This is a genomic window from Mycolicibacter heraklionensis, from assembly GCF_001021505.1.
GTDB classification, from domain to species: Bacteria; Actinomycetota; Actinomycetes; order Mycobacteriales; family Mycobacteriaceae; genus Mycobacterium; species Mycobacterium heraklionense.
Window position 1 is genome coordinate 111,151 of sequence record NZ_LDPO01000014.1, and the last position, 20,799, is coordinate 131,949.

Annotated in this window: 16 protein-coding genes; 6 read left to right on the plus strand and 10 right to left on the minus strand. The window is 69.4% G+C overall.

All coding sequences use genetic code 11. The features are described 5' to 3' along the window. Positions 1 to 26 precede the first annotated feature (26 nt). Positions 27 to 2,219: an AAA family ATPase gene (locus ABW16_RS16420; RefSeq protein WP_047320256.1), complete on the minus strand. Its 2,193-nt coding sequence runs from the start codon at positions 2,217 to 2,219 to the stop codon at positions 27 to 29. Between the two features lie 153 nt (positions 2,220 to 2,372). On the opposite strand from ABW16_RS16420, the gene ABW16_RS16425 reads away from it, so the two are divergent. Next, the gene (locus tag ABW16_RS16425; RefSeq protein ID WP_047320257.1) at positions 2,373 to 2,930 is read left to right on the plus strand and encodes a chorismate mutase; all 558 of its coding nucleotides are present in this window, start codon (positions 2,373 to 2,375) and stop codon (positions 2,928 to 2,930) included. A gap of 1 nt (position 2,931) precedes the next feature. Here ABW16_RS16425 and pssA read toward each other — a convergent pair whose 3' ends face one another. Genes pssA through ABW16_RS16445 form a run of 4 tightly spaced genes read right to left on the minus strand, consistent with a single transcriptional unit; the run spans position 2,932 to position 6,719 of the window. After that, on the minus strand, positions 2,932 to 3,834 hold the full coding sequence (gene pssA / locus ABW16_RS16430) for a CDP-diacylglycerol--serine O-phosphatidyltransferase (RefSeq protein WP_047320258.1): 903 nt from the start codon (positions 3,832 to 3,834) through the stop codon (positions 2,932 to 2,934). Then, a complete protein-coding gene (locus ABW16_RS16435; RefSeq protein ID WP_047320259.1) occupies positions 3,831 to 4,538 on the minus strand; it encodes a phosphatidylserine decarboxylase in 708 nt (235 codons plus the stop codon). The genes pssA and ABW16_RS16435 overlap by 4 nt, the downstream gene beginning before the upstream one ends. 25 nt (positions 4,539 to 4,563) lie before the next feature. Next, the gene (gene moeA / locus ABW16_RS16440) at positions 4,564 to 5,781 is read right to left on the minus strand and encodes a molybdopterin molybdotransferase MoeA (RefSeq protein WP_047320260.1); all 1,218 of its coding nucleotides are present in this window, start codon (positions 5,779 to 5,781) and stop codon (positions 4,564 to 4,566) included. Positions 5,782 to 5,795: 14 nt separating this feature from the next. Then, on the minus strand, positions 5,796 to 6,719 hold the full coding sequence (locus tag ABW16_RS16445) for an SDR family NAD(P)-dependent oxidoreductase (protein ID WP_047320261.1): 924 nt from the start codon (positions 6,717 to 6,719) through the stop codon (positions 5,796 to 5,798). A 101-nt stretch (positions 6,720 to 6,820) separates the two neighbouring features. On the opposite strand from ABW16_RS16445, the gene ABW16_RS16450 reads away from it, so the two are divergent. Further along, positions 6,821 to 7,333, plus strand: coding sequence for a PH domain-containing protein (locus ABW16_RS16450; RefSeq protein WP_047320286.1), 513 nt, complete (start codon positions 6,821 to 6,823; stop codon positions 7,331 to 7,333). A gap of 286 nt (positions 7,334 to 7,619) precedes the next feature. Here ABW16_RS16450 and ABW16_RS16460 read toward each other — a convergent pair whose 3' ends face one another. From ABW16_RS16460 to ABW16_RS24545, 3 genes are read right to left on the minus strand one after another with little or no spacing between them, the layout of a single operon-like run. Then, a complete protein-coding gene (locus ABW16_RS16460) occupies positions 7,620 to 8,144 on the minus strand; it encodes a hypothetical protein (protein WP_047320263.1) in 525 nt (174 codons plus the stop codon). A gap of 41 nt (positions 8,145 to 8,185) precedes the next feature. Beyond that, the gene (locus ABW16_RS27800) at positions 8,186 to 9,802 is read right to left on the minus strand and encodes a DUF4185 domain-containing protein (RefSeq protein WP_052956945.1); all 1,617 of its coding nucleotides are present in this window, start codon (positions 9,800 to 9,802) and stop codon (positions 8,186 to 8,188) included. A gap of 14 nt (positions 9,803 to 9,816) precedes the next feature. Further along, positions 9,817 to 10,173, minus strand: a complete 357-nt coding sequence (locus tag ABW16_RS24545; protein WP_082134157.1) for a type VII secretion target — start codon at positions 10,171 to 10,173, stop codon at positions 9,817 to 9,819. A gap of 303 nt (positions 10,174 to 10,476) precedes the next feature. On the opposite strand from ABW16_RS24545, the gene ABW16_RS16470 reads away from it, so the two are divergent. Continuing rightward, positions 10,477 to 11,976 (plus strand): PH domain-containing protein, encoded by a 1,500-nt coding sequence (locus tag ABW16_RS16470; RefSeq protein WP_047320264.1) that lies wholly within the window; start codon positions 10,477 to 10,479, stop codon positions 11,974 to 11,976. Positions 11,977 to 12,015: 39 nt separating this feature from the next. Here the strand turns inward: ABW16_RS16470 and ABW16_RS28025 are convergent, their stop codons facing one another. Both ABW16_RS28025 and ABW16_RS16480 read right to left on the minus strand, forming a co-directional pair. Beyond that, a complete protein-coding gene (locus ABW16_RS28025; protein WP_157864250.1) occupies positions 12,016 to 15,072 on the minus strand; it encodes a PE family protein in 3,057 nt (1,018 codons plus the stop codon). Between the two features lie 251 nt (positions 15,073 to 15,323). Next, positions 15,324 to 17,015, minus strand: a complete 1,692-nt coding sequence (locus tag ABW16_RS16480) for a DEAD/DEAH box helicase (protein ID WP_047320265.1) — start codon at positions 17,013 to 17,015, stop codon at positions 15,324 to 15,326. Between the two features lie 56 nt (positions 17,016 to 17,071). Between ABW16_RS16480 and ABW16_RS16485 the strand changes: the two genes are divergently transcribed. From ABW16_RS16485 to ABW16_RS16495, 3 genes are all read left to right on the plus strand, one after another. Next, complete coding sequence (locus ABW16_RS16485; protein WP_047320266.1) at positions 17,072 to 17,779, plus strand: M24 family metallopeptidase; 708 nt, start codon at positions 17,072 to 17,074, stop codon at positions 17,777 to 17,779. A gap of 237 nt (positions 17,780 to 18,016) precedes the next feature. Then, on the plus strand, positions 18,017 to 19,642 hold the full coding sequence (gene groL, locus ABW16_RS16490; protein WP_047320267.1) for a chaperonin GroEL: 1,626 nt from the start codon (positions 18,017 to 18,019) through the stop codon (positions 19,640 to 19,642). 155 nt (positions 19,643 to 19,797) lie between these two features. Beyond that, entirely contained in the window at positions 19,798 to 20,775 is a 978-nt protein-coding gene (locus ABW16_RS16495) for a hypothetical protein (protein ID WP_131721513.1), read from the plus strand. Positions 20,776 to 20,799 lie beyond the last annotated feature (24 nt).

Genomic DNA, 20,799 nt, shown 5'->3' on the forward strand with positions numbered 1-20,799 from the left:
GGACACGCACGCTCGCGGGAGGGGGGCTAGCGGTTGTCGGCGAACGAGCGCAACGCGTCGATCTGAGCGGGATCCAGTGAGGGACGGACGCTTTCGCGCGCCGCGGCGATGTCGGCCATGGTGACATCGGCAGCATCGATACTGCGCCGCATTGCCGTGAGGGCCGCTTCGCGCAGCAGTGCCACGCAGTCCGCGGCGCTGTAGCCGTCCAGGTCCGCGGCCAGCGCGTCGAGGTCCACGTCCTCGTGCAGCGGAACGGATTTCCCGGACACCCGCAGGATCTGTCGGCGGGCATCGGCATCCGGCGGCTCGACGAACACCAGCTTCTCCAGCCGGCCCGGCCGGGTCAGGGCCGGATCGATCAGCTCGGGACGGTTGGTGGCGCCGACCACCACCACGTCGCGCAGCGGGTTGGCGCCGTCGAGCTCAGTGAGCAGCGCGGCCACCACCCGGTCGGTCACCCCGGAGTCGAAGCTCTGGCCGCGCCGCGGTGCCAGGGCGTCGATCTCGTCGAGGAACACCAGCGACGGCGCCGAATCACGGGCCCGCTGAAACAGGTCCCGCACCGCCCGCTCACTGCTGCCCACCCACTTGTCCATCAACTCCGCGCCTTTGACGGCATGCACGCTGACCCGACCAGACCCCGCCAGGGCGCGCACCACAAAGGTCTTGCCGCAGCCGGGCGGGCCGTAGAGCAGCACACCGTGCGGCGGGTCGACGCCCAGCCGGGTAAAGGTGTCCGGGTGTTGCAGCGGCCACAGGATCGCTTCGGTCAGCGCCTGTTTGGTGGCCACCATGTCACCGACGTCGTCGAGAGTGACCGAGCCGACGGAAACCTCCGCAGCCGCCGAGCGCGACAGCGGGCGGATCACGCTGAGCGCCCCGATCAGGTCCTCCTGGGTGAGCTTGGGCTCCTCGTCGTTGTCGCTGGCCCGCGACGCCGCCCGCAGTGCCGCCTCTCGAACGAGTGCAGCAAGGTCTGCGGCCACGAAACCCGGTGTGCGCTCGGCGATCTCACCCAAGGTCAGGTCCGCGGTGGGAACCGAGATAAGCAGGGTGGCCAACAGTGCCGCCCGGGTCGCACCGTCGGGCAGGCTCAGCCGGATCTCGCGATCGCACAAGTCCGGCGCCCGCAGTCGGGGATCGACATGATCCGGCAGCGCCGACGTCGCGATGAACGCCACCCCTTCGGTGGCCACCACGTTGCGCAGCTCGGCGAGGATCAGCGTTGCCACCGGCTCCGATGGTTCGGGCAACAGGGTGTCGACGTCGGCGATCAGCAGCACCCCGCCACCGTCGCAGACCTTTGCCGCCGCGGAACGCACCGCGGCCAGCCGCTCATCGGCGGCCAGCGCCCCGATCTCGGGTCCGTCCAACTCGATCAGCCGCCGGCCCTCACACACCGCACGGACCAGGGTGGTCTTGCCCACCCCGGCCGGACCCGACACCAGCACACCGAGATTCGTTCCGGCGCGCAGGGTTTTCAACAGCTGTGGCTCGTCGAGCGCCAACTTGAGCCATTCGGCGAGCTTGGCGGCCTGCGCTTCGCACCCCTTGAGTTCATCGATAGCGATCCGGGCCGGGGTCGCCGGCTTGGACACCGGGGCGGGCGGACCGATGGTGCCATTGCCGAAGGTGACCAGTGAGTTGGGCTGCACGCTGACCGGGCCGGCGGGGTCCACACCGGTGACGGTCAGCAGCTCCGAAGTCCAGCTGATTCCCACCGAGGACGCCAGGGCCGTGGTGGCCGCCGACGTGGACGTTCCGGGCCCCAGGTCGCGGGGCAGCAGGGACACCGCGTCGCCGACCGTCATCACCTTGCCCAGCAAGGCCTGGCGCAGCGTGTTCGGTGACAAACTCTGCGAGGCCAGCGTGGAACCGCTCAACGTCACCGACCGGGCGCCGTAGACGGTCACCGCGTACACCACCACCTCGGTGCCGTCGCGCAGCCCGGCGTTGGACAGCGTCACGTCGTCGAGCAGCGCCACACCGGTCGGTGCATCCGGTCCGGTCAGCCCAGCCACCGCCGACGTCGTGCGAGAACCCGTCAGCGACACCGCATCCCACTCCCGGATACCCAGGGCGGCAACGGCTTCGGGGTGCAGTCGAACCACGCCGCGGCGGGAGTCGACGGCGGAGGTGTTGAGCCGGGCGATCAGCGTCAGGTGCCGGGAGGAATCGACTCGGCGGTGTTCTTCGCGCTCTTCGGTGGAACCCACCCGGGTCAAATTACGCGGATTTCCTCATGCATGTCGAACACCTTCGTGCGGGGTCGTCAGCGGAACTTGTCGTACCGGCACCCAACTAGACGACATCGTCAAAGCGCTCGACCGACGCGGTGTGGATCCCGTCCGCGCGCTTGAATAGAGCCCATGCGGTCACACCTGCTGATGTCGGCGCTCTGCGCGGCCCTGCTGACGGCACCGTCCCCGGCCAGGGCGGACGACGCATCCCCGTTGGCCGACCTGGTGGACGCCGCCGCCCAGCGACTCCAGGTCGCCGACGACGTGGCGGCGATCAAATGGCAGACCGGAGGCGCCATCGAGGACCCGGCCCGGGTACAGCAGCAACTCGCGACACTGGCCGACCGCGCCGTCGGCGACAACCTCGACCCCGACTATGTGCGGCGGATCTTCACCGATCAGATCAGCGCCACCGAAGCTGCCGAGCATTACCGGTTCGCCCAGTGGAAGCTGGATCCGGCCGCCGCGCCTGCCACCGCGCCGGACTTGACGGCCTCGCGGGCACGCATCGACGCCTTCAATCAGGTCATGCTGGCCCAGATCGGCCAGCGGTGGGAGCTGCTGCACTCACCCGCGTGCGTCGCCGAACTCGACGAGGCGACTCGAACCGTCAGCGAAACAAGGCAATTCGACGAGTTCTACCGGCAGGCGCTGTCGTCGGCGACCCGGGACTATTGCGACGGCTAGCTCAGCGGCCCGGCTTGCGCAGCCGCAACCGGGCCATCGACTGCCCACTAGGCCGACGGATGCCCCGCCGCACACCCGGGCGGCGGCCCGGCTGCGCCCGGCGGATCGCCCGCCGCGCGGCCCGGCGCTCCCGGGGGGCGTCCTCCCACGCCTCCGGGTGTGCGGCCACCCAGCGCTGACTGCGGACCGAGAACGGAATGGTGCACAGGTACGTCCCGATCAGCACCAGCACCAGCACGTAGGGGAACAGGAACGCTGCCGCGGCCACCAGCGCCAGCACCGCCAGCAGTACGGCGGCCAGGTGCGGCGGCACCGACACGGCGTGCATCTTGCGCATCGGGATCCGGCTGACCAACAACATCGACGTGCCCACCACCCAGATGCAGGTGAACCACTGCGAGGTCCACCATCCGTCGCCGAACTCCAGCTTGGCGGCCAGCAGGCCCATCAGTGTGATGGCACCGGCCGGGGCGGGCATCCCGACGAAGAACTCCCGGGTGTAGGCCGGCAGGGTGGCGTCGTCGAGCAGGGTGTTGAACCGGGCCAGCCGCAGCACCACACACACCGCGTACAGCAGCACCACGATCCAGCCCGCCGGTTGCGTCGACAGCAGCGTCACATAGATCACCACCGCCGGAGCCACCCCGAAGTCGACGGCGTCGGCCAGGGAGTCGATCTCGGCGCCCATCCTCGACTCGGCGTCCAGGATGCGCGCCACCCGGCCGTCCAGGCCGTCGAGAATGGCGGCGGCGGCGATCAGTGCCATCGCGAGATGCGGCTGCCCGTCCAGCGCGTACTTGATCGAGGTCAAGCCGGCGCAGATCGCCAGCACCGTCATCGAGCTGGGCAGGATGTGCAGACCCACCGGGCCCCGGCCGCGGGCCTGCTGGACAGGAATCGTCATGACAGGTCGGCCAGGACGGTTTCGCCGGCGACCATGCGCTGGCCCACGCCGACCAGCGGCTGCGTCCCGACCGGCAGGTAGACGTCGAGTCGCGAACCGAAGCGGATCAAGCCGTAGGTGTCACCGATCGCCAGATGATCACCGGGCCGGGTGTCGCAGATGATGCGCCGCGCCACCAGCCCGGCGACCTGCACGGCGATCACCTCGGCGCCGTCGGCGGTGCGGATCCGCACGCTGTTGCGCTCGTTGTCCGCACTGGCTTCGGTGCGGTCCGCGGACCCGAACCGGCCGGCCCGGTGCAGCACCTCGATCACCTCGCCGCCGACCGGAGCCCGTTGCACGTGAGCGTCGAAGACCGACATGAAGATGCTGACCCGCGGCAATGGGGTGTCGGGCAGGTCCAGCTCCGGCGGCGGGGGCGCGCAGTCGACCAGGCAGACCATGCCGTCGGCGGGGGCCACCACCACACCGGGGCGAGTCGGCGGCACCCGGCGCGGATGCCGGAAGAACCCGGCGCTGGCGCCCGCGGCCAGCAGCCCGGCGCCGCGCAGCCACCGCTGCTTGCGGCCCAGCAGCGCCACGCCCAGCGCGCTGCCGACGAACGGCAGTCCGGCGCTGTGCATCGGCGGCACCGTCGAGCGCACCAGCTCGATCAGGTGCCGGAGACCGCCGGGATCATCTGCTGCGCGGGGGCGTCTGGCCATTGGGCCATCTTAGAAGCTGGGCGGCTCAGCCGGTCAGGTCCCAGACTTCCACCTCGGTGCCCACCGCCAGCTCGGTCACCTCGTCGGCGATGTCGAGGAGGCAGTTCGCCGACGCCAGGTAACGCAGGTGGTGCGAGGCCGGCGGCCCGTAGTTGGTGACGGTCCCGGTTTCGTAGTCGAGCAGCCCGCGCCGGAACTGCCGCTTGCCGGCCGGCGAGACCAGTTTCTCGCTCAGGACCGCGGTGCGGCGCGGCCGATCCGGCTTGGGCAGGCTCATCGCACGACGCAGTGCGGGCCGGATGAACACTTCGAAGGACACCTGTGCGCTCACCGGGTTGCCGGGCAGCGTGATGATGGCCGCGTCGCCAACGCGGCCGATGCCCTGCGGCATCCCGGGCTGCATCGCCACCTTGACGAAATGCACGCCCTGGTCGCCGTCACGGCCGAAGACGTCCTTGACCACCTCGTAAGCCCCTGCGCTGACTCCGCCGCTGGTGATCACCAGATCCACCGCCCCGTCACGGACGCCGTAGCGGTCGAGCACCGCGGTGAACTCGGCGGTGTCGTCGGCGACCGTCACGGCGCCAACCACCTCGGCGCCGGCGTCACGCACCGCCGCCGCCAGCATCACCCCGTTGGACTCATAGATCTGGCCAGGCGCCAGTGGCGTGCCGGGTTTGACCAGCTCGGAGCCGGTGGAGATCACCAGCACGCGTTGCCGGGGCCGTACCGTCAACTCGGCCAACCCCAGCGCCGAGGCCAGACCGGCCGCCGGCGCACTGACCAGTTGCCTGGCCCACAGCACGGTGGCGCCCGCCGCGACGTCTCCGCCGGACCGGCGGACATGGCGCCCCCGGGGAATCGTCGCGCTGATCTGTACCACGTCCAGGCCGCCGTCGGTGTCCTCGACGGGAACCACGGCGTCGGCGCCGTGCGGAATGGGCGCGCCGGTCATGATGCGGTGCGCGGTGCCCGGCGTCAGGGTGGGGATATCGGTGCGGCCTGCCGGAATGTCTTCGGTGACAGGCAGTTTCACCGGTGCTTCCGGTGCCGCGGCCACGATGTCATCGGCGAGCACGGCGTAGCCGTCCATCGCGGAATTGTCGAAGACCGGCAGCGAGATCGGTGCGATCACGTCCGCGGCCAGTACCAGTCCCTCGGCGTCGGCCAGTGCGACCGTGATCGGCGGCCGGGCCTGAATCAGATCGGCGACGGCCCGCTGGTGCTCTTCGACGGATCGCATCTGGACAGTTTGACTCAGACGGGGAAGGTGATTCCTGTCAGCTCCTCGGAGACGGCCCACAACCGCTGTTGCAACTCGACGTCGTGCGCGTGCTTGCTGGCGTCCACCAGCTTCGGATATCCGCGCTGCTCACCGATGCCGCTCGGACCGTAGTACTGCCCGCCGAGTACCCCGGGGTCGGTGGCCGCGCGCAGCGTGGGCAACGCACCCATCGCGGCGCTCTGCACCACCAGGGGCATCAGTAAACGGTCTGCGGGACGCAGGAATGGCGGCAGGTGCCGGGTCAGTTCGGTGTTAGCGGTACCGGGGTGCGCAGCGACGGCGATGGTCGAGCGGCGTTTGGCGGCCAGCCGGCGCTGCAACTCGTAGGTGAACATCAGGTTGGCCAGCTTGGACTGCCCGTAGGCGGCGATCCGGTTGTAGCCGTGTTCCCACTGCAGGTCGTCGAAGTGGATTGCCGCCATGATCCGGTGCGCCATGCTGCTGACGGTCACCACGCGAGACCGCTTCACCCGCACCATCCGCGGCAGCAACAGGCCGGTCAGGGCGAAATGCCCCAGATGGTTGACGCCGAACTGCAGCTCGAAACCGTCGACGGTGTGCTGCTTGGGCGTGTACATGACGCCGGCGTTATTGATCAGCAGATCGATGCGGGCATGGGCGGAGCTCAAGGCCTCGGCGGCTTGGCGGACCGACGCCAGCGAGCTCAGATCGAGTTCCTGTACCTCGACGGCGGCCTGCGGGTGGGCCTGCGTGATCCGGTTCGCCGCCGCGTTGCCCTTGTCGAGGTCGCGTACGGCCAGCACCACCAGGGCGCCGTGCTCGGCGAGCACCTCCGCGGTGTGATAGCCGATTCCGGTGTTGGAGCCGGTGATTACCGCGACGCGGCCGGTCTGATCCGGCACGCCTGCCGCAGCCCACTTGTCCCGGCTACTCATGTGACAAACGATACTCAGGTGACGCATCGTGCGCCGGATCGTTTGCCAGGCTCGCGCGGTCGACGGTGCGGCGCGGCCCGCGCCCTGACATCCTCTCCTACATGGCGCAGCACGCAGACGGCTCCACGGCGACCACCCTGGTCGATCCCACCAATCCGCCCAGCTCCCGTGCGCCCTTGGTCTGGGCGCTGGTCGGTGCGGTGCCCTGGCTGTTTCTGGCCCTGCTGCAGCTGGGCTGGGCGGCCGCCGACGAGCGGCTTGCCTGGCTGCACGTCACCGCCCTCGCGGTCACCGCGCTGGGTCTGCTGGTCTCGGCGGTGATCGCCCCGTTGTGGCGCTACCGGGTGCACCGGTGGGACGTCAGCGATCAGGCCGTCTACACCCGCACCGGTTGGCTGGTGCAGGAGCGCCGGATCGCGCCGATCTCGCGAGTGCAGACCGTCGACACCTACCGGGGTCCGCTGGATCGGCTGCTGGGACTGGCCAATGTGCGGGTGACCACCGCGTCGTCGGCGGGCGCGGTGCACATCGTGGCGCTCGATGCCGCCGTCGCCGACCGCATCGTGGCGCAACTGACCGACATTGCCGCGCTGGGTGCCGAGGACGCCACGTGAGTAGCGCCGAGCCGCGCCGGCACCGGCCGTCCACGCTGACGGTGCGTGTACCGCATTAAACGACGTCGATGCTTATAACGCGTGCCTGGGGAAGATGAATGGGCACTGTGCGCATCGTCCCCCAGGTATTCCTGGCGCATTCCACGTCGCGTGCACCTACCCCGACGGTGGCCGCGGCGCACGCCGATCCGAACGCCAGCTCCAGGGTGAATAGCGACATGAGCGCGAACGGCACGCACGCCGCCAGCACCAGCAGGAGCTGCCGAGGTGATCAGCCGCCAGGCGCTTAGACGTGGGAAAGCCATCCGGATCCGTTGGGGGACAGTACGAAGCCGCGGTCCTGTGGATCTTTGCAGGCGGTGGTTCCGGAGTCATTGACACCGCAGACCACACCACCGAGGGAGATCGAGTGAAGTGGAGGGAGAGTCTTGATCGAGTGGCCGTTAACGGTGTCGCTCGTACCGAGCGTCCCGCTGCTTGCCTGTACCGGACCGTCCGTTCCGATTGAGTTCACGCGGGGTGTGCCCCCTGCTGTTGGTGTGGCGGGCGGGATGGCCGGCAGGTTGTTGCCGGCGCAGGCGGCTCCCGAGTTGGGTCGCACGGTGCACACGACGCCGTCAGGGGTGAGGAAGAACGTCTCCGAATGGGAGATTCCTGGGGTGTCGATGGTGATCGCATAGTCGGCCGGGTTCACGGGTGCGTAGCTGTTGATGTCGGGAAATGGCGGGGTGTCGGCCCGGGCGGTGCAGCCGCCGGAGGTGAGAGCGGCGACAAAGGTTCCGGCGGCGATCATGAGTGTCTTGACGAGCATGTCAGTCCTATCGAAACGTGGCCCACTGTCGTTCGGGATCGTTACCTGTTCGGGTTTACCTGAAATTGTTCCACGACGTACGGGGTGTTGGTGCCGGTGTTCCATTGGCTGACCAGGATGTCCATATCGTCGAGGGTTGAGCCGGGCAGGATGTAGCCGCCGTAGTTCTGCGGGTAAGTTCCTGGCACTGGATTGGCCCAGTCGCCGCCGGGCGCCACGACGGTACGCGCCCCGGCGAATACATCCGTCGGGGCTTCTCCGATGTGGAGGTCCACTGAGCCATTGGCGCCGTTAAATCCGGCTAGGACCGGTTGCCCGCCGACTTCTTGGAAGCTCAGCTCGCCGTATGTATCTCCGCCCGGTGGTGGGACGGCTACTTGCCCAGGAGTGCCCCATCCGCTACCTGTCCAGGGTTGCCATGAGCTGCGGTCGGTCACGTTCGCGGGGTCGGCGCGATACATGGAGACGCCCTGGCTGCGGTCGAAGGCGTCCGCCGCGATGTAGACGTTGCCGTCGGCGGCTTGATAGCCGCTGATCTGTGTGGGTGCACTGCTGACGGCGGTTCCTGGGTGTGGCATGTCTGCGGAGGGTTGCGCGTTAGGTGTCCATGGCCGCCATGATCCGTCGATGGGTTGCCAGCCGCTGGCCGGATCGTTGGTGACTTTCGTCAGCCACGTGCCTCCGGTTGGATTCAGGTCATTGGTTCCGGCCACCATCATGTAGGTGGTGCCGTCGCGCATCCGGATGCTGCCCGCGGGAAGCGTGTTCGTACCTGCCGCCTGTGGTGGCGGGAGGAAGAGCACGTTACTGCCGTCGGGGCCGGTCAGCGGGGGGCCGTCGATGACCACCTTGCCGTTCTCCATGTGTACTGGCACCGCTGCTGAAGGGTAGTGGTCGCCCACGCCCATCTTGTCGCCGGAGAATGAGTCGCCCAGGATCATGACTTGCTTGCCGTTGGGCAAGGTGATGACTTCACCGAGGTCGGCAGCGCCGATACCGGGGATGCCGGGATCAGCACCGGTGCCTGCGACTGGCCCCAGGTTCCGGGACTCTCCCCGGCGCAGCACGTCATCGACGAGCACCACGCGCGGCTGTCCGTTGCCACCGGCCCCACCATCGGCGCCGTCTTCACCGAAGCTGAACGAGTGCAGGCCCGCCGTGGCCGTGGTGAGTTGGCGGGCTATCTCCTGCTCGTTGTTTACCAGGTTCGCGGCTCGGGATTTGATGAAACTGGCGTGAGCTTGGGCGGCTTGCTCGCGCTGCGTCTGCTCGGCGGCGGAGCTGTAGTAGGTCCAGGTGTCGGTGACGGAGTAGTCATCGCCGACCCGGAAGTCTTCGCGCTCGGCGGTATTGACGGCAGAGAGCACCAGTCCCTTGTTGCTCTGCTGGGCTTGCGCGCCGCGGGTGGCGATAGCGGCGGCGTTGCGCAGCATGTCGGCGGGACCGTGGATTCTCACGACGTCGGCGGCGGCGCGCTGTTGGAAGGCTTCGGCGCCGGCGCCGGTCCAGGGGGTGCCTCCGGGACTCTTTGAGGCGTCGCGGACTTCGGTGAACGCGGCTTCCCAGGTGTTGGCGAGGTTGGTCCAGGCGGTGGCGTTGGTGGTGAGGTAATCCCAGTTGGCGTCTTCGATCTCGGTCAGCGGTGGCAATCCGGACATCGCGGTCTACCTGCCTATATCCCGAGCGTGCCGGCGCCGCCGTCGGCACCGGAGTTGCGGGGGACCAGCGTGGGAAGGCCGCCTGCGTGCTGGGGGACTGCGGCCAGAGTGGCGGCGCCGTTGTGGTCCATCGTTTCGTACTGCTGGGCGGCGATGCTCAGCTTGTTCGAGCTCGCGGTCATCCGGGATCTGGAGGCGGTGCCGACGCTGCTCGCACCGGTATTGACGCAGCTGGTTGCTGCTCCGCTGGACTGCCATGCCGATGCGCTCGCCGCGGGGAGTGCTGGCGCGACCTGACCCGACAATGCCGCGCAGCGTTGCGCCAGGTCGCGCAGGCTGACCGGGGTGACCCTCAGGACGGGGGAGGTCATGAGGGAATCGTATTAGTGAATGCCGGTTTGCCGAATTCACTGGCGGGCGACGCCCGGGGGACCGCTGTTGCTTCATTGCTGGCTCCGGGCATCAATAAACCTCCCCGGGGCCTCGCGTCACGGTTACCGGCGGAGAGTGGGTGACGACTTCCGGTCGGTGGCTTGCCACATGCGCAAAGGTTGCCGCATCTCGCCTAGCGATGACTATGCAACTTTTGCGGCTACCGTTCCAAGCGGGGCGCGGCGACACGCGGAGCCCCGACCATCAGACTATGGGGCACGGGTGGGGCACGGAGAAGGCGGATGAACAGCACACAGCGCTCTGAACAGTGGCAACGCCTGAGTCCGCGGATGCTGCTGGTGCATCCGCTGCACGAAGTGCTGCGTGAACTGCCCCTGCTGGTCGCGGTGGTGGTGTTCGGCTCGGCGACCGACAACCGGCCGTGGGTGCTGGCGGTGGTGTCGGTGATCGCCGTGGTGGGTGTGACGCGCTGGTTCACCACCACCTACCGCATCGAACCCGACCCCGAGGCCGGCCGGGTGCAGCTGCGCTCCGGGCTGTTGCGTCGCAAGGTGCTCTCGGTGCCGCGCAACCGGATTCGCTCGGTGGAGACCGATGCCCGGCTGTTGCACCGGCTGCTGGGACTGACGGTATTGCGAGTCAGCACGGGTCAGCACGCCGCCGCAGACAGCGCCTTCGAACTGAACGCGGTCGAGAGCAGCGAAGTCCCTCGACTACGCGCAACGTTGCTGTCCCACACCGGACAAACCGCGCAGGCTGCGACCGGATCGGCGCCCGCCCCAGCGACGGTGCTGGCGCGGTGGCGGCCGTCATGGTTGCGCTACAGCCCGCTGAGCCTGTCCGGGCTGGTAATGGTTGGGGCCGCGGTGGGCGCGCTGTACCAGAGCGGAGTCTGGGCGGCACTGGAGGATTCACCGGTGAGCCGATCCTGGCTGGAGGCCGCCGAACGGTTCGGCGTTCAGCAGAGCCTGACGCTGATCGCCGCCCTACTGGTGCTGATCTCCATGCTGTTGGCAGTGCTGCGCTCCCTGGTGACCTACGGAAACCTGGTGCTGTCGCGCAGTTCCGGGGCGGGCGGTGACGTACTGGCGTTGAGTTACGGCCTGCTGCGAGTGCGCGAACACAACTACGACATGCGCCGGCTGCGCGGCGGAACACTGCGCCGGCCGTTGCTGGTGCGGTTGTTCGGCGGCGCGCGGCTGGACGCGGCGATGACCGGGGTCAACGGGGAAGGCGAGTCATCGATCCTGCTGCCGCCCTGCCCGCGGGCCACCGCCGAGGGCGTCTTGACCGGGTTGGTCGCGGACCCCGTGGTGGTCACCGGGCCGCTGCGCCCGCACGGGCCGGCGGCGACCCGCCGGCGTTGGACTCGGGCGCTGCTGCTGCCGGTGGCTTTTGGGGCCGGGCTGGCAATCGCGTCGGCGGTCGTCGACCTACCGCATTGGTGCTGGCCGGCCTGGGTGGCGATGACGCTGGGTGCCGCGCTGATGGCCGTCGACCGAGTCCGTGCCTTGGGCCATCGCGTCGACGCGCACTGGCTGTCGGCCCGCACCGGCAGTTGGGAGCAGCGTCGCTACTGCATCGCCACCGCGGGCATCGTCGGTTGGACGGTGCGCCAGAGCTGGTTTCAGCGCCGCGCCGGGGTGGCCACTCTGATCGCGGCCACCGCCGCCGGGGTCAAGGCGTACCGGGTGATCGACGTGCCGCAGGAGTGGGCGTGGTCGGTGGCCGCGCAGGCATCGCCCTGGGTGGCGCACAGCAAGTGGGCGCGGCACGCCTGACCGGTCGATAAACCGCGGCCGGCGCGGCTCGCTGCGCAGTTAGGGCGTGCCGTCGGGGCCGGGGTTGCCGTGGACGGCGTTGCCGGTCCCGCTCGTGTACGCGTCGCCGCCGCCACCGCCGTTGCCGCCGGAAGTCGCGCCGTCACCCCCGGCACCGCCGTCGCCGCCGAGGGCGTCTTGCGTCGATGTGGTGTTCTGGATGACCGCCAGGCCGCCACCGCCGCCGTTGCCGCCTTGTCCGGTACTGCCGTCGGCGCCGGCGGCCCCGTCGCCGCCGATGACCTTGCCCGTCCCGTAGGTGTGCGCGTTGCCGCCGTTACCGCCGTTGCCGCCGGTCGTACCGCTGCCGCCGGCCCCGCCCTGGCCGCCGAGGGTGTCTTGGCCCGCCTCGATGGTGCTGTCCGCATTGCCGCCGTTGCCGCCGTTGCCGCCGTTGCCGCCGTCGCCGCTGGCCCCGGTACCACCGTCGCCGCCGATGGCCTTACCCGTCCCTTGGGTGTAGCCGTTGCCGCCGTTGCCGCCGTTGCCGCCGGTCGTACCGCTGCCGCCGGCCCCGCCCTGGGCGCCGAAGGCGTCTTGTGTCGTCGTGCCCGCGGTGCCGCCGTTGCCGCCGTTGCCACCGGTTCCGTTACCGCCGTTGCCGCCGTCTGCCCCGTCGGCGGCGATGCCCTTCCCCGTCCCGTTGGTGCCGCCGTTGCCGCCGTTGCCGCCGTTGCCGCCGCCGGCCGCACCGTTGCCACCGGCCCCGGCCTGACCGCCGAGAGCGTCCTGTGTCGACGCGCCCGCGGAGTTATAGATCGAGGCGTCACCGCCGTTGCCGCCGTTGCCGCCGATGCCGCTTCCACCCGCGCCGCCGTCCGCTCCGTCGCCGCCGATGGCCTTGCCCAACCCCTCGGTGTACGCGTTGCCGCCGTTGCCGCCGTTGCCGGCGCCGGTGGCTCCGCTACCGCCACTCCCGCCGTCGCCGGCAAGAGCATCGTGTGTCGACGCGCTGTTGTAGCTGTAGACGTAGCCGCCGCTGCCACCGTTGCCGCCGGCGCCGAAACCACCCGCGCCGCCGTCAGCCCCGTCGCCGGCGACAGCCTTGCCCGTCCCCTGGTTCACCACGTTGCCGCCGTCGCCACCGTTGCCACCGCCGGTCGCCCCGCTACCGCCGGTCCCAGCCTTGCCGCCGAGGGCGTCCTGCGTCGACGCGACGTTGCCGATCGACGCGCCGCCGCCGTCCCCGCCGTTGCCGCCGGTGCCGGTACCGCCGGCGGCGCCGTCCGCCCCGTCGGCGGCGAGGGCCTTGCCCGTCCCGTAGTTGATCGCGCCCCCGCCGTTGCCGCCGTTGCCGCCGCCGGCCGCACCGTTGCCGGCGGCCCCGGCCTGGCCGCCGACGGCATCTTGCGTCGACGCGCCGTTGCCGATCCACGCGCCGCCGCCGTTGCCGCCGTTGCCGCCGGTGCCGGTACCACCGGCGGCGCCGTCCGCTCCGTCGGCGGCGACGGCTTTACCCGTTCCGGCTGTGGTCGCGCTGCCGCCGTTGCCGCCGTTGCCGCCGCCGGCCGCACCACTGCCAGCGGCCCCGGCCTGGCCGCCGAGGATGTCTTGGGTCGATGCGCTGTTGGAGCTCCATCCCAGGCCGCCGTCGCCGCCGTTGCCACCGGCGCCGGTACCACCCGCGCCGCCGGCCGCTCCGTCCCCGCCGATGGCCTTACCTGTCCCGTAGTTGATCGCGCCGCCGCCGTTGCCGCCGTTGCCGCCGCCGGCCGCACCGCTGCCGCCGGCCCCGCCGTCACCACCAAGGGCGTCCTGCGTCGACGTGGTCGACGTGCTGTCACCGATGATCAAGCTGCCGCCGGCACCGCCGTTGCCGCCGACACCGATACCTCCGGTGCCGCCGTTGCCACCATTGCCCGCCTGGGGGTGATCGCCATCTCCCAAGGCGCCGTCGCCGCCGTTGCCGCCGTGGATTCCGGTGGCGGTGCTGGTGTTGCCGGCGGTTCCGGCTGTGCCGTCGGTTCCGCCGTTGCCGCCGGTGCCGTGCAGACCACCGGAACCGGCGGCACCGGCGGCGCTGCTGCCGGCGTTGCCGCCGTCGCCGCCAGCTCCATCAGCCCCGCCGGTACCGGTATTGCCCCACGCCCCGGCGGCCCCGTTGCCGCCGCTGCCGGCGGTGCCGGCGTTGCCGCCGTTGCCGCCCGCTCCACCGTCACCGTTGACACCGAGGTGCCCGAAGGTCGTGACGCCACCGCTGCCGCCGTTGCCGCCGTCACCGCCGGCGAAACCGTCTGCGCTGCCGCCATCTTGGCCGCGACCGTTGTTCACCCCGACCACGCCGTCGCCGCCGTTGCCGCCGATACCTCCGGACGAACCGTCCCCACCGGAACCGCCGTGGCCACCCTCGCCGCCATCACCAAAGATGCCGGCGGCCCCGCCGTTACCGCCGACACCACCGTTGCTGCCGGCCCCGTTGATGCCGTCGGCGCCAGCCCCGCCAGCGCCACCGGCACCGCCGTCACCGAACAGCCAGCCACCGGCGCCACCGGCCCCGCCGTCACCGGCGACTCCCGCGTTGTCCGCGGCGTCCAGGCCGGCGCCCCCCTCGCCACCGTTGCCGAACATGCCGGCCATCCCACCGGTACCCCCGGTGACACCGAGGCCACCGTCGCCGGCCAGGAACCCGCCGTCACCGAGGTCGCCGAACCACCCGGTGGACCCGAACAGTGAGGTGTTGGCCCCGTCGAAGCCGTCGATGCCGTTGCCGATCAGATCGCGGCCGAACAGCCACTGCGAGGGCTGGTTGACCAGATCCAGCCACCATCCGTTGGCGGGATCGGCGAGCATGGTCTCCACCTGCGCATGCAGATCAGCCATCCAGTCGGTCTCCGGTGCCGGCAGGGCATCGAACGACAGGGTCTCCGCCGGGGGAGTCCAGGCCGATGCATCCAGCCATGTCCACGCGGTCGGGTCGAACAGGTCATCCAGAAAATCGGCGCGGGCCACCGGCGCACCGGCGGTCAACGGCGCCATCCCGAACGCCAGAAACGCCCCCACCGTCGCACCCGCGCCCGTCGCACGACGACGCAGCCGATTCGAACGACCAGTACCCATGCGATCAGCCCCATACATGTGAGATACCCCCAAGTTTTTCTTTAAGACAAGCCAAGCATCGGCTGCATTAATTCGATACAGGGTTTTCCCTGTAATTCGGCGGGCAGGGAACCTTCGCCCTGCGGAAACACTCCGGTCCTTACCCGCCGAGCCCCGTCGCGGGTTCGTCGCGTGTGCGGATTGGTCGGCAAGATCAGCGGATCGGCAACGAAACCGCACACTCGACGGGCAGGGGAGGAGCCAGTCGAGCGCTACAGCTGCCGGATGGCTTCGATCCGTGCCCGCAGCTGATCCGATGTCGCCGCCGCCACCGGCGGGCCGCCGCAGATCCGGCGCAACTCGTTGTGGATCCAGCCGTGCGGCTTGCCGAGCCGATGATGGGCCGCCGACACCAGCGCGTTGAGTTCGTGGCGCAGCGCCCGCAACTGGCCGTGCGTGGTCACCGGCACCGGAACCCCGCCGTCGTTGACCGCCTTGGACCGCCGGTCCAGCTGCTCTTCCTGCCTGCGCCGCAACAGGTCCCGCATCTGGTCGGCGTCGAGCAGCCCGGGGATGCCCAGGTAGTCGGCCTCCTCCTCGCTGCCGGCGGGGGTGGCGGTGCCGAACGAGGCGCCGTCGAAGATCACCTGGTCCAGCTCGGCGTCGGCCCCCAGCGACTCGAAGGTGTTCTCCAGTTCGGAGGGCTCGTCGCGCCGGCGCTCGGCCTCGGCGAACTCGTCGCGTTCGGACTCCCGGTGCGGTTTGCCGAGGACGTGGTTGCGCTGCTGTTCCAGCTCGCTGGCCAGACCCAGCAGTGACGGCACCGACGGCAGAAAGATGCTGGCGGTCTCGCCGGGCCGCCGCGACCGCACGAACCGGCCGATGGCCTGTGCGAAGAACAACGGGGTGGACGCGCTGGTGGCGTAGACGCCGACCGCCAGCCGGGGCACGTCGACACCCTCGGAGACCATCCGCACCGCCACCAGCCAGCGACTGGTGGCCGCGGAGAACTGCGCGATCTTGTCCGAGGCGCTGGGGTCGTCGGAGAGCACCACGGTGGGGGTCTCGCCGGTGAGGTTGGTCAGCAGCTTGGCGTAGGCGCGGGCCGTCTTCTGATCGGAGGCGATGATCATGCCGCCGGCATCGGCCATGCCGCCGTCGCGCAGCTGGCGCAGCCGGGTGTCGGCGGCGGTGATCACCGCCGGCATCCACTCGCCGTTGGGGTCCAGCGCGGTGCGCCACGCCCGGGCGGTGTGCTCGGCGGTCAGCGGTTCGCCGAGCCGGGCCGAGTACTCCTCGCCCGCGCTGTCGCGCCAGCGGGCCTCGCCGGAGTAGGCCATGAACACCACCGGGCGCACCACCCCGTCGGCCAGCGCATCGGTGTAGCCGTAGCTGTCGTCGGCCACCGATCTCAGGTGGCCGGCGCCGTCGGGCTCGTAGTTGACGAACGGGATCGGACTGTCGTCGCTGCGGAACGGGGTGCCGGTCAGTGCCAGCCGGCGGGTGGCATCGTCGAACGCCTCCCGGATGCCGTCACCCCAGCTTTTGGCGTCACCGCCGTGGTGGATCTCGTCGAAGATCACCAGGGTCTTGGCGGCCTCGGTGCGCACCCGGTGCCGGGTGGGGTGGCTGGCGACCTGCGCGTAGGTGACGACGACACCGTGGTACTCCGAGCTGGTCTGTGAGTCGGAGTTGGAAAACCGCGGATCCAGGGCGATGCCGTGCGAGGCGGCGGCCGACGCCCACTGCACCTTGAGGTGTTCGGTGGGCACCACGATTGTGATCCGCTCGACGGTGCGGTCGGCCAGCAGCTCGGCGACGATACGCAGCGCGAACGTCGTCTTACCGGCGCCGGGGGTGGCCACCATCAGGAAATCTCGCGGCTTGGCGGTCAGATAGCGCACCAGAGCCCGGCGTTGCCAGCCCCGCAAAGCCCGGGTGCTGGGCGCTGCTTCAGCCCGCACCCGGTCTCCTATCTGATCGAGATGGGAGTCTAGGGCAAGCCGATAGCATCGCTGGTGTGTCCACACCGCGCGAGCCGGAATCCGTCCGTGTCGAGCGGCTCCGCGACGCGCAGGCCAAGGCCGTCGCACTGTTTGACGAAATCGAGCGCCGCGGCATGGTCCGCCCCGGAGTCGGCGAGCGACAGCTCTCCGATGAGATCCGAGACTTGGCCTCCGACATGTTCGGGGTGACACGGCACTGGCATCGGCGGGTGGTGCGGGCCGGGGAGAACAGCCTGCTGCCGTTTCACGCCGACCCGCCCGATCGCATCATGGCCGACGACGACATCGCCTACCTCGACCTGGGTCCGATCTTCGAAGAGTGGGAGGCCGACTTCGGCCGCACCTTCGTGCTCGGCGGTGTTGATGCAGACCCGGACAAGCTGGCTCTGCGCGACGCGCTGCCGCGGGTGTGGAATGGCGGCCGGGAGTTCTTCGACGCACACCCCGACATCACCGGGGCGCAGCTCTACGACCATGTCGTGGGCCTGGCCCGCGCGGAAGGTTTCGAGTTCGGCGCGCCGATCGCCGGGCACCTGCTGGGGGAGTTTCCGCACAAGAAGATCTCCGGTGACGACGCCCGGTTCTACGTGACGCCCGGATCCGATGAGCCGATGCGCCGGACCGACCCCACCGGCAGGGTCTGCCACTGGATCCTGGAGGTGCACCTGGCGAACCGGGCCCGCGGGTTCGGTGGGTTCTACGAGCAGCTGCTCGATGTCTAGCTGTGCCTGATCGCCCGCCTTCTCAGCCCGTCGCTTCGCTCCGCGCATCGTCACCGGCCAACCTTGCACTCTCCATGGGCGAGTGCTAAAAATGACGTTGGCACTCGCGACCAGCGAGTGCTAGGTCGGGACGGTGAGGCAGGGCCGCACCTGCGGAGCACACCCACAGCCGTCCGTCGCGGGCACTGCACCCGACCGACAAGACGTGCACCCCCTAACCGGAGGAATCACTTCGCAATGGCTAAGCAAATTGCGTATGACGAAGAGGCCCGTCGCGGCCTCGAGCGGGGCCTGAACGCCCTCGCCGACGCGGTCAAGGTGACGCTGGGCCCCAAGGGCCGCAACGTCGTCCTGGAGAAGAAGTGGGGCGCCCCCACGATCACCAACGATGGTGTGTCCATCGCCAAGGAGATCGAGCTGGAGGACCCCTACGAGAAGATCGGCGCCGAGCTGGTCAAAGAGGTCGCCAAGAAGACCGACGACGTCGCGGGTGACGGCACCACCACCGCCACCGTGCTGGCCCAGGCCCTGGTCAAGGAAGGCCTGCGCAACGTGGCCGCCGGCGCCAACCCGCTGGGTCTGAAGCGCGGCATCGAGAAGGCCGTTGAGAAGGTCACCTCGACCCTGCTGGCTTCGGCCAAGGAGGTCGAGACCAAGGAGCAGATCGCGGCGACCGCCGGGATCTCCGCGGGCGACCAGACCATCGGTGACCTGATCGCCGAGGCCATGGACAAGGTCGGCAACGAGGGTGTCATCACCGTCGAGGAGTCCAACACCTTCGGTCTGCAACTGGAGCTCACCGAGGGCATGCGCTTCGACAAGGGCTACATCTCGGGCTACTTCGTGACCGACGCCGAGCGTCAGGAAGCCGTCCTGGAGGACCCCTACATCCTGCTGGTCAGCTCCAAGATCTCGACCGTCAAGGACCTGCTGCCGCTGCTGGAGAAGGTCATCCAGTCCGGCAAGCCGCTGCTGATCATCGCCGAGGACGTCGAGGGCGAGGCCCTGTCGACCCTGGTGGTCAACAAGATCCGCGGCACCTTCAAGTCCGTCGCCGTCAAGGCCCCGGGCTTCGGTGACCGCCGCAAGGCGATGCTGCAGGACATGGCGATCCTCACCGGTGGCCAGGTCGTCAGCGAAGAGGTCGGCCTGTCGCTGGAGAGCGCTGACGTCTCGCTGCTGGGCACCGCCCGCAAGGTCGTCATCACCAAGGACGAGACCACCATCGTCGAGGGTGCCGGTGACTCCGACGCCATCGCCGGCCGGGTGGCTCAGATCCGCTCGGAGATCGAGAACAGCGACTCCGACTACGACCGCGAGAAGCTGCAGGAGCGTCTGGCCAAGCTGGCCGGCGGTGTTGCGGTGATCAAGGCCGGGGCTGCCACCGAGGTGGAGCTCAAGGAGCGCAAGCACCGCATCGAGGACGCCGTGCGTAACGCCAAGGCCGCCGTGGAGGAGGGCATCGTCGCCGGTGGCGGCGTGGCCCTGCTGCAGGCCGCTCCGTCGCTCGACGAGCTGAAGCTCGAGGGTGACGAGGCGACCGGTGCCAACATCGTGCGCGTCGCGCTGTCGGCTCCGCTGAAGCAGATCGCCTTCAACGCGGGCCTGGAGCCCGGCGTTGTCGCCGAGAAGGTCACCAACTCGGCCGCGGGCACCGGCCTCAACGCCGCCTCTGGCGAGTACGAGGACCTGCTCAAGGCCGGCGTTGCCGACCCGGTGAAGGTGACCCGCTCGGCGCTGCAGAACGCGGCGTCCATCGCGGCACTGTTCCTGACCACCGAGGCCGTTGTCGCCGACAAGCCGGAGAAGGCGGCCGCACCCGCGGGCGACCCGACCGGTGGCATGGGCGGCATGGACTTCTAAGTCTGGCTGCACGAAAGGGCCCGGCTCCCCATCGCGGGGGCCGGGCTTTTTCGTTGGGAACACAACGCTGACAGCGATCACCCAGCGAATAAATCTTGATTCCAATTGTGAAAAAGAACTACCTTGCGAAGCCGAGTCATGGCTGAGAGGGATCGATGAAGCACATTGCATGGGGGATCGTGGTCGGCGGAGCCGCCGTGGCCGCGTTCGCAGGTCCGGGGGTGGCCGCCGCCACCGGTGGCACCTGGGCGCCGGACTATGACGTCAATGACGCCCAACTGTTCGCAGGGCTGCCAACTTTAGGCCAGGAAGCGTGGTCCCCGGCATGGGAACTGCCCGCCAGCTTCACGTCGAGCAACGGCACGATCCTGACCGGGACCGACTACATCAGCTCGGCGCCAGGCGGGCTCAACGACGAGTTCGTCACCAGCAGCGGAGCGACCTACGACCAGGAGCAGCTGTTTCCGGGCTTCACCAACCTCTACTACAACCCCTCCGCGGACGGCACCGCGGTGGATGTGATGAAGACCCCGTTCGGCAACATCGACCTGACCCCGGCACTGCCGTCGTTCTCGCCGTACCTTGCCTTGTGGTTGGTTGAGCCTTTCGCCCCCGACTCCACCGCCACGACCGTGGGCCAGAACATCATATTCACCGACTCCGGCGGAGATCGCATTACCAGCGCGCTCAGTCTGACCGAGAAAGGCAGCGATTGGATCGGGGGACCGGCAACTGACGCCAACGTCACTCCGCTGGTGACTCCGGAGTCGGGCCTGGTCTGGTCGGTGCCCGCTACGTTCACGGACCGGACCGGCACGGACGCGGTGACGAGCCTCACCGGTACCGAGTACGTCACGTCGCCGACCGACGTCGAGTTCGTGGACAAGGCCGGGGATGTCTTCAGCCAGCAGACGTTGGTGCCGGGCCTGTTTGTCGTGGACAACCTGTACTACGACCCGACCGATGGCCCCGCGCAGGACTACCTCCAGACCATTTTCGGGACCTTCGACATTTCGCCGCTCGCGTCCTGGTTCGCCCCGACGGATGTTTCCGACCTGGCGTCGCCGTCATTGCTGCCCGATCTGTCCGACGCCGGCCTGTACAGCGCGCTGGATCTCGGGCTGCTGTCGTAGACCGCAGCCGTTGACTCTGCGTCC

Excerpts from the sequence above, each read along its gene's own strand:
- ABW16_RS24545 (WP_082134157.1), bottom strand. The coding sequence starts at position 10,173 with ATGACCTCCCCCGTCCTGAGGGTCACCCCGGTCAGCCTGCGCGACCTG.
- moeA (WP_047320260.1), bottom strand. The coding sequence starts at position 5,781 with ATGCGATCCGTCGAAGAGCACCAGCGGGCCGTCGCCGATCTGATTCAG.
- ABW16_RS16460 (WP_047320263.1), bottom strand. The coding sequence starts at position 8,144 with ATGCTCGTCAAGACACTCATGATCGCCGCCGGAACCTTTGTCGCCGCT.
- pssA (WP_047320258.1), bottom strand. The coding sequence starts at position 3,834 with ATGACGATTCCTGTCCAGCAGGCCCGCGGCCGGGGCCCGGTGGGTCTG.
- ABW16_RS16495 (WP_131721513.1), top strand. The coding sequence starts at position 19,798 with ATGAAGCACATTGCATGGGGGATCGTGGTCGGCGGAGCCGCCGTGGCC.
- ABW16_RS16445 (WP_047320261.1), bottom strand. The coding sequence starts at position 6,719 with ATGAGTAGCCGGGACAAGTGGGCTGCGGCAGGCGTGCCGGATCAGACC.
- ABW16_RS27800 (WP_052956945.1), bottom strand. The coding sequence starts at position 9,802 with ATGTCCGGATTGCCACCGCTGACCGAGATCGAAGACGCCAACTGGGAT.
- groL (WP_047320267.1), top strand. The coding sequence starts at position 18,017 with ATGGCTAAGCAAATTGCGTATGACGAAGAGGCCCGTCGCGGCCTCGAG.
- ABW16_RS16425 (WP_047320257.1), top strand. The coding sequence starts at position 2,373 with ATGCGGTCACACCTGCTGATGTCGGCGCTCTGCGCGGCCCTGCTGACG.
- ABW16_RS16435 (WP_047320259.1), bottom strand. The coding sequence starts at position 4,538 with ATGGCCAGACGCCCCCGCGCAGCAGATGATCCCGGCGGTCTCCGGCAC.
- ABW16_RS16450 (WP_047320286.1), top strand. The coding sequence starts at position 6,821 with ATGGCGCAGCACGCAGACGGCTCCACGGCGACCACCCTGGTCGATCCC.
- ABW16_RS28025 (WP_157864250.1), bottom strand. The coding sequence starts at position 15,072 with ATGGGTACTGGTCGTTCGAATCGGCTGCGTCGTCGTGCGACGGGCGCG.
- ABW16_RS16470 (WP_047320264.1), top strand. The coding sequence starts at position 10,477 with ATGAACAGCACACAGCGCTCTGAACAGTGGCAACGCCTGAGTCCGCGG.